General features: G+C 65.6%; 10 protein-coding genes. 8 read left to right on the top strand and 2 right to left on the bottom strand.

Annotated elements, in window-relative coordinates; genetic code table 11:
- Nucleotides 1-7 precede the first annotated feature (7 nt).
- Nucleotides 8-3,016 carry a type I restriction endonuclease subunit R gene (locus KI385_RS14065; protein WP_238572543.1) on the top strand — a complete coding sequence of 1,003 codons (3,009 nt, stop codon included), beginning with the start codon at nt 8-10 and terminating at the stop codon, nt 3,014-3,016.
- 559 nt (nt 3,017-3,575) lie between these two features.
- Here the strand turns inward: KI385_RS14065 and KI385_RS14060 are convergent.
- Entirely contained in the window at nt 3,576-5,915 is a 2,340-nt protein-coding gene (locus KI385_RS14060) for an nSTAND3 domain-containing NTPase (RefSeq protein WP_238572542.1), read from the bottom strand.
- Nucleotides 5,916-6,941: 1,026 nt separating this feature from the next.
- Between KI385_RS14060 and KI385_RS14055 the strand changes: the two genes are divergently transcribed.
- The 5 genes from KI385_RS14055 to KI385_RS14035 all read left to right on the top strand — a co-directional run bounded on the left by KI385_RS14055 (nt 6,942) and on the right by KI385_RS14035 (nt 11,408).
- On the top strand, nt 6,942-7,220 hold the full coding sequence (locus KI385_RS14055) for a helix-turn-helix domain-containing protein (RefSeq protein WP_238572541.1): 279 nt from the start codon (nt 6,942-6,944) through the stop codon (nt 7,218-7,220).
- Nucleotides 7,221-7,392: 172 nt separating this feature from the next.
- Entirely contained in the window at nt 7,393-8,646 is a 1,254-nt protein-coding gene (locus tag KI385_RS14050) for a tyrosine-type recombinase/integrase (protein ID WP_238572540.1), read from the top strand.
- A gap of 586 nt (nt 8,647-9,232) precedes the next feature.
- On the top strand, nt 9,233-9,715 hold the full coding sequence (locus KI385_RS14045) for a hypothetical protein (RefSeq protein ID WP_238572539.1): 483 nt from the start codon (nt 9,233-9,235) through the stop codon (nt 9,713-9,715).
- The gene (locus tag KI385_RS14040; protein WP_238572538.1) at nt 9,712-10,446 is read left to right on the top strand and encodes a hypothetical protein; all 735 of its coding nucleotides are present in this window, start codon (nt 9,712-9,714) and stop codon (nt 10,444-10,446) included. The genes KI385_RS14045 and KI385_RS14040 overlap by 4 nt, the downstream gene beginning before the upstream one ends.
- A gap of 71 nt (nt 10,447-10,517) precedes the next feature.
- Nucleotides 10,518-11,408: a transporter substrate-binding domain-containing protein gene (locus tag KI385_RS14035; protein ID WP_238572537.1), complete on the top strand. Its 891-nt coding sequence runs from the start codon at nt 10,518-10,520 to the stop codon at nt 11,406-11,408.
- 19 nt (nt 11,409-11,427) lie between these two features.
- Here KI385_RS14035 and KI385_RS14030 read toward each other — a convergent pair whose 3' ends face one another.
- Nucleotides 11,428-12,009, bottom strand: a complete 582-nt coding sequence (locus tag KI385_RS14030) for a dihydrofolate reductase family protein (RefSeq protein WP_238577690.1) — start codon at nt 12,007-12,009, stop codon at nt 11,428-11,430.
- Nucleotides 12,010-12,174: 165 nt separating this feature from the next.
- Here KI385_RS14030 and KI385_RS14025 point away from each other — a divergent pair, with 165 nt between their 5' ends.
- Together KI385_RS14025 and KI385_RS14020 are read left to right on the top strand one after the other, a co-directional pair.
- The gene (locus KI385_RS14025) at nt 12,175-13,656 is read left to right on the top strand and encodes a S53 family peptidase (RefSeq protein ID WP_238572536.1); all 1,482 of its coding nucleotides are present in this window, start codon (nt 12,175-12,177) and stop codon (nt 13,654-13,656) included.
- A gap of 89 nt (nt 13,657-13,745) precedes the next feature.
- Nucleotides 13,746-14,003 (top strand): hypothetical protein, encoded by a 258-nt coding sequence (locus KI385_RS14020; RefSeq protein ID WP_238572535.1) that lies wholly within the window; start codon nt 13,746-13,748, stop codon nt 14,001-14,003.
- Nucleotides 14,004-14,062: the final 59 nt, after the last annotated feature.

Genomic DNA, 14,062 nt, shown 5'->3' with positions numbered 1-14,062 from the left:
GGGGGGCATGTCGGAGGCATCGACGGTTCAAGCTGCGCTCATCGCGCGGCTGGTCGAGCCCGACATGGGATGGACACACGTCCCGGGGAGGGACCTGGCCAGGCTGCCGACATCACCGATGGTGGAAGGTGAGGTCCGTGAAGCTCTGATCCGTCTCAACCCGGCCATTGCCAAGAAACCGTCCCGCGTGGACGAGGTGCTTCCGAAGCTGAGGGCTCTGTTTCTGGCAGTGAGCGACGACGGTTTGTTTGCAACGAACCGGCAAATGCTCGAATGGCTGCGCGGGCAGGTCACGCACCGATTCGTTGGCACCCGGCGCGATGTCCCGGTTCACCTGATCGACTACTCCGCCCCCCACAAGAATTCCCTGATCGTCTCGAACGAGGTCGTGTTCGTAGGTGCTGACACCCGTCGATACGACATTGTCTTGTGGGTGAACGGCCTTCCGCTCGTTATCGGGGAAACAAAGACCCCAGTCGACAGCTCCGTTTCTTGGTTTGATGGGGCCAATGAGGTTCACTCCATATATGAGACACGGACGCCTAGCTTCTTCGTCCCAAATGTTTTCTCCTTCGCTACGGAAGGTAAGGAGTTGCGTTATGGCGCGATTGGGCAGCCAGCCGAGCACTGGCTGCCGTGGGCCTCGACAGCGGACCCCATCCGCATGCCGTCACTCCAAGCCATACTCCGGTCTGCGGAACTGCTGCTACGTCCCGAGCTGATCCTGGAGATCATCAACACCTACACCTTCTTTACGTATCAGGCCTCAGCCACTGGCACGGTGGCCAAGAAGGTGATTCCGCGCTATCCCCAGGTAGAAGCGGTCGAAGGCATTGTCACGCGAGCGCGCGATCCTTTGCGGGACCAGGGTTTGGTGTGGCACCATCAAGGCTCGGGGAAGACCCTGCTCATGGCCTTTGCAGCGGCCAAACTCCGCCAGGAGTCGACAGCGCTTGATGCGCCCACGATCGTAGTCGTTCTCGACCGGCTTGATCTCTTCGAACAGCTGGCCTCCGAGTTTCGGGCCGTCGGTGTGATGGACACAGCCCTTGCGGAGAGCGCCCCTGAGCTTCGGAAGATGCTCACGAAGGGACGGAGGGGCGTGATTGTTACCACAGTCTTCCGATTCGCGAACGCGGGTGTGCTGAGTAGGCGTAGCAACATCATCGTGCTGGTCGATGAGGCGCACCGAACTCAAGATGGGCGCCTGGGGCGGGACTTGCGCGCGGCGCTCCCCAAGGCGACCAGGGTCGGGTTAACAGGTACTCCCATCTCAATCGGTCCCCGCGACACCTGGGACAACTTCGGCCACCCCGATGACCCTGGGCACGTCCTCAGCCACTACTCGGTAGAGCGCTCCATTGCAGACGGAGCCACCCTGCCGGTTCACGTGGAGACTCGTCTCGTCGACTTCCACATCGATGCCGCCAACTTGAATCAAGCGTTCGCGGAGCTAGCGGCAGAGGAGGGGATCAGTGATGAACAACAGTCGCTGATTACCCGGAAGGCTGGCACCGTCGCATCGATCATGGCGTCACCGAATCGCATCGCCGCCGTGGCTGCCGACATCGTGCGTCACTACCGAGCCAAGATTGCCCCGCTTGGATTGAAGGCACAGGTCGTCGCATACGACCGCGCTATGTGCGTGGCATACCAAAATGCCATCAGCGAGCTCCTCGGTGAGGACGAGGAGTGCACGGTGGTGATGACTTGCCGGACAGGAAAGGACGATCCCGATCCTGAAGAGTGGTGGGTCTACGACCGCGACCGAGCAGCAGAGGCGAAGGTCAAGCAGCGTTTTCGTGACCCGGAGGATCCCCTCAAGATCCTGATCGTAACGGCCAAGCTACTCACAGGATTTGATGCACCGGCAGAGGGCGTCATCTACCTGGACAAGCCCCTTCGAGCGCACACGTTGTTTCAGGCGATCACCCGGCCGAATCGGCGATGGACCAATCCAGTCACTGGACAAGAGAAGTTGCATGGTCTCGTCGTGGACTATGTCGGTCTCGGCAAGGAGTTGGCCGCGGCTCTGAAGGTTGGGTATACCGGCCGGAAGAAGCCACTGATCGATGTTGAGGACTTGTACAGCGAACTGGCGCATGTCATCGCTACCGCTCTCGCACGCTTCGATGGCATCGACCGAACCGATGCCGGGTTCGCGACTCTGCAAAAGGCACAGGAGCGCCTCGCGACGACCAAGCCGCGCGAGGGTTTCGCCAAGGAATTCATCATGGCGCAGGGCCTGTTCGAGTTCCTTTGGCCGGCACCCGAACTGCGCACTTACGAGCCGGACTACCGTTGGCTTGCGAAGATCTATGCCTCGATCCAGCCGTCGCAGCTTTCAGACAAACTGCTATGGATGCGGCTTGGGGCCAAGACGCAGAACCTTATCGCCAGGCACATTGGCGACGTTCGCATCGATGCAAGCGGTCTGGAGGAAGTCGTACTTGACGCGGGGATGGTCCAGGTCATCCAGCAGCTCGATCTTGGCTTTGATGATCCAGATGATGAGAGGCCCATTACCGCGGCCGAGGTCTTGGACAGCATCGCGAAGCGTCTCGCACGCAAGCTCGCCGGCATCACGGTTCACCCCCTCTACGAGAGCTTGGCCGAGCGCCTGGAACAGCTCCGACAGACGAAGATTATCGATGCGACACAGAGCGTCGAGTATCTGAAGCGCATCCTCGAACTTGCCCGGGACGTTGCGAGGGCCGATCGCGCCGAGCGCGAGGGCCGACTCGGTGAAGTAGCGATCTTGCCCGATCCCCGGCTAGGCGCGCTCACCCAGATCTTCTTGGAGTATCAGCCCGACTTCACTCCCCGAATCCTGGAGAGCGTCATCGAGAAGATCGATGCCCTAGTTCTTCAGACCCGGTACACCGGCTGGCAGGCCAGTCAACCTGGGGATCGAGAAGTTCGCCGCCAGCTTCGGGTCATCCTGAAGGAGTACGGTCTGCCGCCGACGGGAGCTCTGTTTGACCGGGCCTACGCATACATCGCTGCGAACTACTGACCTGACGAGACGGGTTTGTGGAGACGCTCCAGCGTCCGCCTCTACGTCGGCGACCCTGGCAGATCCGGTGGACATCCTCCCGTGCAAGACCCTTGTGATGCAGGCGAGCGCCGCGCTCCCGGTTTGTTCAAGCTGGACCGGAGCATCTAGTGGTCTGGGGAGACGGCGTTCATACCGCCTCGACCGCTGGGCGCTTTGGCCTCGGGGCCAGAGACCTCCGAGGAATACCTGCGCGTCGGCGGTACCTTGACGATCTCCCGAGTCTTTGCCGAAGACTGCGGCTGATCACCACTCTCGGATCAGGGATCTCTCCGATTCGCTGGCCCACCGTTCCCCGAACGGAATCGGGCGGCCATGGCGCCGCCCATTCCCCGAAGGGGCACTGCGCGACGGTCGGACCATGGTCCTCTTCTATCTGCCCGTAGCCACAAAGGTCGCACGGCCGGTTCTTCCGGGCAGTGCGGCGCTACGGATGTTGCTGGATGGGTGTTGCAACAACCTAACCAGCGTCAGCCGCGGGGTCCTGCGGAGGCTGAATGCGCGCTAAGGGGGAGGGATGTCAGGTGTCGATGTCGTCGAAAATACTCCGGTTGCACGAGGACAAGCGTGGTGTCGCATGACCGTCGGATGCGAAGTTCGACGGTACGTGATCGTAGCCTTCATATGCGATCTCGATCATCTTCTCAATCTGTTCCAGCGCGTGGTCCAGAGCTGTTGCCGCTCGGTGGTCGGCATCGAATGCCTCCCGAAACGTCCGGAGCTCTGTCTTCAGGGTCTGGTAGTAGTCCGACGGATCAACGCTGGGGTCCTGGTTGTCGTACCAGTCGTCAAGTGTGGATTCCAGGTTGGGTATGAGTGCGGCTCGTACCTCTTTGAGTAGATGATCCCGGTCAGTGTCGGTGAGCAGGACTTGCCACTCGGGGAGCCGCAGCCACCCAGCATCGGGTGCCTCCACGGCGACTTCAGTGACTCGTTGCAGGATGCGCCCGCGCTCGTCTGGTCCGAGGAGACCAGCTTGATGCAGGCGGGCAAGAACCTTGGCCTCATGGGTGGCATCAAGACTGGTGTACAGAAATGACCGTTCGTCCATCAGGCGTGACAGGAACTGTGGGTCGGTTTCGGTGTAGACCTTCAAGAACGCATCGGAACAGCGTGTAGCGAAGAAGGCGTGCCACAGGGATCGATCTTCCCACTGCCCTCGTGTTTCAGGTTCGATGTCATGTAGGCGCTGGGCAACCGTGGGGTAAAGGGAAGCCGGGACGCGCAGGAGCGTGCCGTGCTGTCCTTGCGTGCCGCAGTCAATGCGGTTCAGCAATGTGCGCCAGTTCGAGCCGGCGATGAAGACGCCCAGGAGATTGGGGTCATCCGCCATGAGTTCGGCGAAGCCTTCGTGCAGTGTGGGGTGCCGGAACGACCATGCTTTGGCGGTGCCGCTGCCGGGCGGATGGGAGAGCCGCAGGAAGGTGCCGTTCAGTGCGTGAAGTGCGCGGCTGACGCCAGCAGGAGTGCTGCCAAGCCGGGTGATCACCTCGCTCTGTGGGCCGTCCAGGCTGAGGGGTGCCGGTAGTTGTTCGCCTGCTTGGTAGGTGAGGGCGAGGGCGGCTTTCTCGTCGGGTCCAAGTTCTGTGTAGACGTCGCGGAGGAACGTGGTTGGGCGAGCCATGAAGCGAGTGATACCGTCCGCGGTCAGCTCAAGGTGGCGGGTGAATGCCTGCTTGCCTAGGCGTCGAGCCACCTCAGGGTGGAAGGGCTCTGCGGCGGCTGCGGCATCCAGATGCGGCTTCATGGCCGCTCGGATCTCGCGCGGTTGGTCGCCGCGCTTGACGTGGTTGTAGAGGATCTGGCGGCGTTCTGCCATGGGGAGTTGAGCAACGTCGACGACCACCTGCTGTTCGTGAAGCAGAGGGTAGGCGTATTCCTTGAGGTAAGGGCGGGCGTCGCGATAGATGTAGTCGCGGGATGTGAGTACGACTTTTGCTCCACCGTGGACGGCGGCCATGACTTTGCGCATGTGCCGTGACCAGCTGTCGGTGAGCTGCTGCTCGTGGCGCACTGAACCAAAGGCGTCGTCGATCCAGAAGAACTGGTTCGGCTCGTGTGGGTTCCAGTGCTGCACGAGTGCGGCGGCGTCGTGGGCGTTCACGGTCAGGCAGCCCCACGCGTCGAGAGCTGTCATGGCCAAGGTCGAAGCGATAACCGACTTACCGGCAGCGGGCTCTCCGAGCAAGAGGACGAAGCCGTGTTCTTGTACGGCTCTCAAGGCTCGCTGGTAGGCGGTGGTGACTACGAAGGTTGACAACTCCTCGCGGAGGTAGCCACCGAGGAGCGACTGCGCTTGAACGTACGCGCGTTCGTCGAGGACCTGCGAGAGGTCGCCCAGTCCGTAGACCCGGGGCGCGAACATGCGCAGCTGTTGGTGGGTGGCAATGGTGTCGCACACCCACTGGCCGTCAAGAACCAGGGGGTGGATGACTCCGGCTCTACGTAGCCGAGCGCAGATGGTGGCTTCTGAGGTTCCGCTGACTCGCGCGTTGGTCAGAAGGACGTAGCTGTGGCAGATCCCATGCCTGACAAGCGACTTGACCTTTGCGAACTCCTCATCGAGATCGGAGGGGGCAAGGGTACTGTCTGACTTCTTGGTGTGCTTGCACTGCAGCACGAATGGGCCGGCGGGTAAGTCCTGGATCCCCGTGGAGGCGGCTGGCTGCTGCCATGAGCCATAAAAGGCACCGTCACGGCCCCCATCGTTCGAGTCGGCGAAGGCATGAACGGACTGCCCCCATACGTGCCGCAGGACCGCCGCACACAGGTCTTGAAAGGCACGCCACCCCAGGGTATGGAGGGCGAAGGTGGGAGAGCCGGGTGCGGCGACTGCGCCCGGGCGCGGCAGGGGTGGCATGCCTTCTCGTCGTCTCCGTCCATGTGGCACCTGTCCCCGCAGCGCAAACTCGGCCGTCACGCTGGTAACTTCGGTTTGCGCCGTGCAAGGTATTGAGTTTAAAGATCCATGTCGCTGCTGGTTCAGGTGGCGTGATCGAGCAGTGTGAGCACTAGTTGTGATACCCGGCTACCTTAAGTTTACTGGCGTGATGAGCGAAGCGGAGCGACCGTCGGTGGGGACGCCGCGCCAGAGACGAGGCCCTCGTAATGCTCGCCTTGCTCAGGTTGCTGGGGACCGGGACGGCTTGGTTGCCAGTGGTTCTGTGCGGGTGAGCGTGGGTGATCCGGCCGTTCCGTGTGTGTCACCTTCATGCCGAGCGGTCACGATCTGCGCCTGAGGGGGCACCTTCAGGTGATAGCCGACTTCGTCGGCCTGGGCGGAGCGCACACGCGGCTGCACAGCGCGACGACGCCGTCGTGGGTGCGAGCTCCGGAGGCCCGCCCATTGCTCAGGGAGCAGCCACCGGAAGCGGGCGCACGCCGCCGGCAGATACCCGCGCGTTCACGAATCTTGATCGGCTATATCGCTCGGCGGGACACCATCCGCTTCACACCCTGGGACGGCCTCAAGGACTTTCATGCCTGTCCCAGGGAGAGGTTTGAGGGACTTTCCACCGCGTAAGCAGGGAAGGCTCTGACAGCGCTGAAAGATACAAACGTGCTGTTCAGGACCTGCGACCTTGTCATTCGATGATGTCGACCGCCAGCCCGCCGCGCGGTCTCCTTGTACCTGGCATTCACGTCGGCGGCCTGCATCCCCCCGATGCTCTGATGGGCATATCGGCATACGTAGTGCCCGCCGGACCGATCAGGTGGCCTGCTGCTACGAGCGGCTGTCTAGCACTTAATCGCGGCCGGTCCAAACCGGCTTTTCTCCGGACGCTGGTCTCTGCCTACCAGGAGCAGCCCGCACATCGTTGCTGCGCTGCTGGTGGGAGACCGGCGCGGATGCCGGTACGGCGAAGTTCTCACCCGGAGATATCCAATGAGTCATCAGAAGCAGCCTTTTGTCGAGACAGCGTTCCTGAACGTGGAGAACGCTGCTACATACCTTGGTATCTCGACGAACACCTTGTACGTCTGGCGTCACCGGCGGCAGGGACCGCCCAGCTTCCGTATGGGCCCTGGCGGGCGGGTCATGTATCGCCGGGACTTGCTCGATGCGTGGCTGGCGGAACAACAGGAAGCCGATTCGCGTTCGAACCCGGCCCTTAGCCCGATGAACAGGACGACACAGCGGCGTTCGCCACGCACGGTGGCCTGATGCGGATGGCCGGTCTTGGAGTCGGACCGGTCGCAGCGGGCTGTGGCCCAGGACCGGCGAGTTGAAGGCGTGGACGATACGCGGAATTTCTTGCAGACGGAGGTCGTCTGTGTGCTGAGCATGGCGCGGAAGGTGCCTTGTGAATTGGCTCTCCGACCTTAAGGGGCTTCATATGGCGGGATACATAGAGGACAGGTGGCTCAAGAAGCGGCCGAATAAGGAGACCGGCAAGCGCGAGCGCACCGAACTCTGGGGGAAGCGCACCCGCTACCGGGTGAAGGGAATCCCGGGCGTTCAAGATCGCTCGTTCGACACGGTCGCGGACGCTAAGGCGTGGCTCGCCGAGGCACAGACCGACTCGCGTCGCGGCGAGTTCGTCGATGCCCGCGATGGTGAGATCACCCTCCGCGAGTATGTCGAGAAGCACTGGTGGCCGTCGCAGGTCCACCCCGCACAGACGCGGGAGAGCATGGAGTATCGGATCTGGGGAAACGTACTGCCATACCTAGGCGAGATCTCGCTGCGGGACATTAGCACCGCAGAGCTCCGCAAATATTCCGCCGACGTGCAGCGCGCGGTCGGAGCCGGCACGGCGCACGTCGCCTGGATCTACCTGAAGGCGATCATGCAGGCCGCGGTCGAGGACAAACGCCTCTTCCGCAACCCCTGCAAGGGCAACAGCAGCATCAAGCCGCCGAAGAAGCCGGAACGGAAAGCTCGCTCCTGGGAGCAGTCGCGGGTGGACGCCGTTCGTCGGGGGCTCCCGGACCGATACCAGGTGGCGCTCGACCTCGGCGTCGGGTGCGGCCTCCGCCAGGGGGAGGCGTTCGCGTTCAGCCCCGGAGACATCCACGGAGACTCGGTGCACATCGAGCGGCAAATCCTGCGGCACCGGTCGCAGCTGTACTTCGGCCCGCCGAAGGGAGGCAAGGAACGCGACGTCCCGCTGTCGGCCGCCCTTGCCAAGCGGCTGTTGACGCACCAGGAGTGGCTGAAGCCCGTTCTCGTCACCCTGCCATGGCTCGACCCGGAAGAGCCGGACCTTCCCCGCGAGAAGCGGCGTACGGTCACGATCCCGCTCCTGGTCAGTACGACACGAGGCGGCGCAATCAACCGCACCACCTGGAACACCAAGACCTGGAAGCCGGCGCTCGCCAAGGCCGGGGTGATCCCGCCCCTCGCGAAGCCGAAGCCGGGGGAGAAGGCCACCCGAGTCTGGGAGCCGAGCCGGGAGCATGGATTCCACGTCCTGAGGCACACCTTTGCCTCGGTGATGCTTGAGGCGGGCGAGTCGATCGTCTCGCTGGCGCAGTGGCTCGGTCACTCCGACCCGGCCTTCACTCTCCGCACCTACACTCACTTCATGCCGCAGGCCGGCGCCCGCGGACTCTCCGCCATCGAGGCGTGGTTCACCGATCTCGACTGAAAGTCCCCGAGAAGTCCCCGCGGGCACAACGGCCCGAAAAGATCATGCAAACATGCAGGTCAAAGCGTGATCCTTCCCGGGGGCGACAGAACCCGGCGTACAGGCCGACTCGTCCGCCTCTTAAGCCCCTGACCTGCGGTCAAGGGGCTCGTGCGTTCACCCTGCCGGGTGGCGCCCACCGGCCACACCACGTCGACAGGTAGGCCGGCTGCCCTCGCCTCGGACACCACATCAGCGGTGCCCCCGCTCTTGGCCGAAGGCGGTTACCCGTTCCACACCGCCACCAGGCGGTCAGCCTGCTCCAGCAGTGCACGATGCGCCGTCTGCCAAGAGCTGTGCAACGCGCGCTGAGTCCCGAGCGGACTGACCCGGCGTACAGGCAGACTCGTGCGCCGCCTGTGTGCTCCGGTCCGCCCGTGCGGCCGGGGGGATGAGTCTCACCTGCCCCATCGCCACCCCGCCGGGAAAACCGACCCGAAACCCCACATTGGTGTGGGTGTGGTTCATGCTCCACATGGGTAACACGCATTTCCCGTAAGGGCGTTGCGGCATGATGCCCGTGACTCATGAGTGTGGGGAGAACCAGATGTCCGACCTGGCGACCGTATCCGCCGAGATCGCTCCCTACCTTGCCCTGGCGGCGAACAGCCTGGGCACCTCTGTGATCACCGCGGCTCAACAGCGGATCGCGGAACGCACGGTGACGGCCGGCGAGGGGTTCTTCCGCCGGCTGGTGCGCCGTGGCGACGGTGACGGTGGTGGCCTTGGTGGCGCCACCCAGCCGGTTCTCGACGCGGAGCGTGCGGATGCTCTCGACGAGTTGCTCGCCGGCCTCACCCATGAGGAGCGCCAGCTGCTGTCCGCCGCGGTGGCCGCCTGGCTGCGGGCCCCCGCCGACCGAAGGGACGAGCGCCACCTGCTGGATCACGTCGGCCGGCTCGCCTCGTCCGCGGGCGGGCGCATCGTCTACAGCACCCCGACCGCGACCGGCCAGGGCTCCATCGCGGCCGGCGAGATCCACGGCGACATCCACATGGGGGGCAGCGACCGCACCCGGGACAGCTCATGAGCGGCGGTGTCCGCGACAACGGCGGCGACATCCACAACAACCCGACGGCGCACGGCGATTACTCGATCGCGGCCAACGACATCAAGAAGATCATCATCAAGTGGGTGATGCACCCCAGCGCACGCTGGCTGCCGCTGCTGCTGGCCTGTGCGGTCGTGGTGATCGCATGGACCGGGTGGCCGGACGGGCCGGCCGGCCAGTACGCCCTCTGGGGCACGCTCGCCGGACTGTCGCTCGTCACGGGCGCCGCCCGCGTCCTCAACCGGAGGCCACGTGACGCCCGGGTGGTCGGCACTCTCTCGCTGGTCTCCGTACTGGCCACCGTCGGCGGCTGGCTGGCGTTCCAGAGCGTCCGCACGCACGGCGAGATCGATGTGACCGGGCAGGTGCGCGCACAGGGCACACAGCCGCTGGACGACGCCGCGCGCCACTCGCTCACTCTCCTCCTGGACGCGCCTGCCCTGGAGAAACCGCGTAATGCCCTGCGCCTGACGCTGGCCATCGCCGACCACAACCCGGCGGCCCCGACCTGCCTGCCGGACACCACCGCGACGGTCTCCCTGCTCACCTCGGGCGCCGCCGCCCAGCCGACGACGATCCGCCCCGGCGGCACCGTCGACTTCACCCTGGGCGCGCGGGTCAGCACCGTGCGGATCGACGTCAGGCTGCATACCGCCCGCGGCTGCCGTATGGACGTGCAGACGACGGGCGCGGTGCTGCACGACAACTAGCGGGGCTGCACGACAACCAGCGGGGCTGCACGACCAACGCGAACGATGAGAAGACCAGAACGGGGAGTTCTATGAGCGCAGGAGTACCACCGGCGGCCGGCCGCCGCCACCGCACCCTCCCGGTCGCGGCCCTGCTCGGCCTTGCCGCGCTGACCGCGACCGCCTGCGGCGCCTCGGAGCCGGAGTCGCTCTTCGCGGACGGCAAGGTCTCGGTCGGGGCGAAGAACGACCAGCCGGGAACCGGCGTGGTGCACACCTACAAGTTCTCGGGCTTCGACATCACCGTCTCCCAGCAGATCCTCAAGTCCGTCGGCGCGGAGCCGGACTTCGGGATCGTGCCGTCCGAGGACCGTGCCGCGGTGCTCACCGAGAACAAGAAGGACCTGGTCGCGGCGACGTTCTCGATCACCGTCGACCGTATGAAGGAGCTGGACTTCGCGGGCCCGTACGCGTCCACGTACCAGGGCATCATGGTCCGCAGCAAGGACCACCGGATCCGCAAGCCCGAGGACCTCTTCGGCAAGCGGGTCTGCACCTGGCCCGGCACCACCTCCGTCACCACGCTGGAGGGGCCGCAGTACGAGCGGATCGCGGTCTACGAGCGCCCGGACGCCTCCAGTTGCATCAAGGACCTCAAGGACACGAAGGTGGCCGACGCGGTCTCCACCGACCAGATGATCCTTTACGGCTTCACCCAGGAGAACCCCGGTCTCAGGGTCGTCCCCGACATCACCTACGGCTCCGCCAACCACTACGGCATCGCCATGAAGAAGGGCCACCGCCAGGACTGTCTGAAGCTGCGCGACGCGCTGCGGGACTACGTCAGCAGCAACAGCTGGAGCCACGACTTCTCGACGTCGCTGTGGTCCATTCCCAAGGCCGACCCGACCTGGGAGACCGACTACAAGCCCCGGGTCGAGACCATCGACGCGCTGTCCTGCCGCGACCGGCCCAGGACGTGACGGGGCACAGGGGCGCTGATCATCCCGGCGAGGGCGACGCGTCGGGACGCTCGTAACGGAGCAGGACGACCCCGTTGCCGAAGGTCCGGGTCCTGGCGAGCCGGAGGGTGATCATGGCGTCCGATGCCGGGAACAGGGGTTTGCCCCGTCCGATGAGGACCGGATGGACGTAGATGCGGTACTCGTCGATCAGATCGTGCCGCAGGAAGGCCGCGGTGAGATCGGCGCCACCGAGCGCCAGGTCTCCGCCCGGCCGCGCCTTGAGCGCCATGATCTCGTCGACGACGACGTCCCGCATGACGGTGGTGTTCCAGTCGGCCCGCTCCAGGGTCCGGGAGAACACGATCTTGGGCATGTCCCGCCAGATACCGGCAAACTCCGCCATCGGTCCGGTACTTGAGGGGTCCAAGTCGGCGGTGGGCCAGAACTCGGCCATGAGCTCGTAGGTGACGCGGCCGTTCAGGAAGGCGCCCATCGCCCTGAGCTGCTCGTTGAAGTGGCGGTGCAGCTCGTCGTCGACCATGTGCCAGTCGATCTGGCGGTCCGGTCCCTCGATGAATCCGTCGAGGGACACCGACATCATCAAGATGATCTTTCTCATCGATGTCACGGCCGCGACGATACGCGCACCTCGCCGGCCCGCTCGACATGCAGTCCGAGGGTAATCGGCCCGATACTTTGTGCTATGAGTCGATTCGTTCCCATACCTGGTAGTGAACGCCTGGCCGCATCCGAGGCGCGCCCCGTAGGACCCCTCGATGGTTCGATGCCCATCGAGGCCATGGTGATGCTGCGCCGCCGGGCGGAGGTTCCCCGCGAGCTGATCGTGGGGCCCGAAACGATCTCGCAGGCCGAGCTCGCCGAGCGGTACGGCGCCGACCCGGCCGATGTCGAGCTCGTACGCGAGGTGCTGGGCCGCCATCGCGTTCAGGTGGCCGACGTCGATCTGGCGTCCCGTCGCGCCAAGGTGACGGGCACCGTGGACGATATGGCCGCGGCCTTCGGGACCCGGCTGTCCCAGGTGGCCAGCCCGGACCCGGCCGGCGGTGCGCCCGTCGAGCACCGCCACCGCGAGGGCCCGCTGAAGGTGCCCGCCGAACTGGAGGGTGTGGTCGTGGCGGTGCTCGGTCTCGACGACCGGCCGCAGGCGCGCCCCCATCTGCGGCACGCTGAGGCCGAGGCCCGCCGGATCTCCTACAAGCCGTCGCAGCTCGCCAAGGTCTACAAGTTCCCGCCCGGCACCGACGGCAGCGGCCAGACGCTGGCGCTCGCGGAGCTCGGTGGCGGCTTCCGGCAGCCCGAACTCGCGACCTACTTCGAGTCCCTCGGCCTGCCGACGCCGCGGGTGACCGCGGTGAGCGTCGGGGGCGCCCGCAACCACCCCGGTGAGGACGCGGACGCCGAGGTGCTGCTGGACATCGAGGTCGCGGGTGCGCTGGCACCGGGTGCCGAGCAGAAGGTGTACTTCGCGCACAACACCGACCGGGGCTTCGTGTCCGCGGTGAGCGCCGCCGTCCATGCCACCCCGACGCCGGCCGCGCTGAGCATCAGCTGGGGCGCGCCGGAGTCCGAGTGGACCGAGCAGGCCCGCACCGTGTTCGACGAGGCGCTCGCCGATGCCGCGGTGCTCGGTGTGACGGTGTGTGTCGCGGCCGGTGACGACGGCAGTGGTGACGGGGTCGGCGACGGGCTGCCGCACACCGACTTCCCGGCGTCCAGTCCGCATGCGCTGGCCTGCGGCGGCACCCACCTGGAGGCCGACCCCGCTACCGGCAAGGTGCGCAGCGAGAAGGTGTGGGGCGGCCTCGACGGCGGTGGCGCCACCGGGGGCGGCGTCAGTGAGGCGTTCCGCCTTCCGTCCTGGCAGGACACGGCCGGCGTCCCGCACAACGGGAGCGCTCCGGGCCGTGGCGTGCCGGACGTCTCGGGCGTCGCCGACCCGGCCACCGGCTACGAGGTGCTGGTGAACGGCCGTCGCACGGTCATCGGCGGCACCAGCGCCGTCGCGCCCCTCTGGGCGGCCCTGACCTGCCGCATGGTTGAGGCGCTCGGCCGCCCGCTCGGGATGATGCATCCCCTGCTGTACGCCGGCGCGGAGCCCGGACGGACCTCGCGGGGCTTCCGCGAGATCATCGAAGGCAGCAACGGCGCCTTCAGCGCAGCCCATGGCTGGAATGCCTGCACGGGGCTGGGTGTGCCCGACGGTGAGGAGCTGCTCGCCTCCTTGCGGGAGATGTCGTCCGGCTGAGGTTCCGTATCGAACCATCGCACCGCGCCGCCGCCGTACGGCCACTACCCTCGTGGGAAATTCATTCGAATGGACGTACGGGGGCGGCGGTGCTCAAGCACTACTACCGGCTGGTCTACTGGAAACGGCGGATCACCCGCGCCCTGGGGTGGCGGCGTGGCATACGTGCGGACTCCCCAGGGACGTACGGCCGGGGATCTGGCGCCGGACGGCGGCCGGGGCGTGCCCGCCAACTGGCGTACAGCGCACGGCCGTTGCTGGTCTTCGGTGTGCTGGTGGCGATCGTCGTCGCGGCGTCGGCGGTGGCCGGCGGGGGCTATGACGACTTCGGGTGGGCCGGGCCGTAAGGGTGGGGCCGCACGGCGTGCGTCGCCGTACGGCCCCGGTGCGTGGGTCGGCGTGCCTG

Source organism: Streptomyces inhibens (genome assembly GCF_022221585.1).
Classification (GTDB): domain Bacteria; phylum Actinomycetota; class Actinomycetes; order Streptomycetales; family Streptomycetaceae; genus Streptomyces; species Streptomyces inhibens.
The sequence above is the reverse complement of the archived record's forward strand: the minus strand, read 5'-3'. Positions and strand labels throughout refer to the sequence as shown.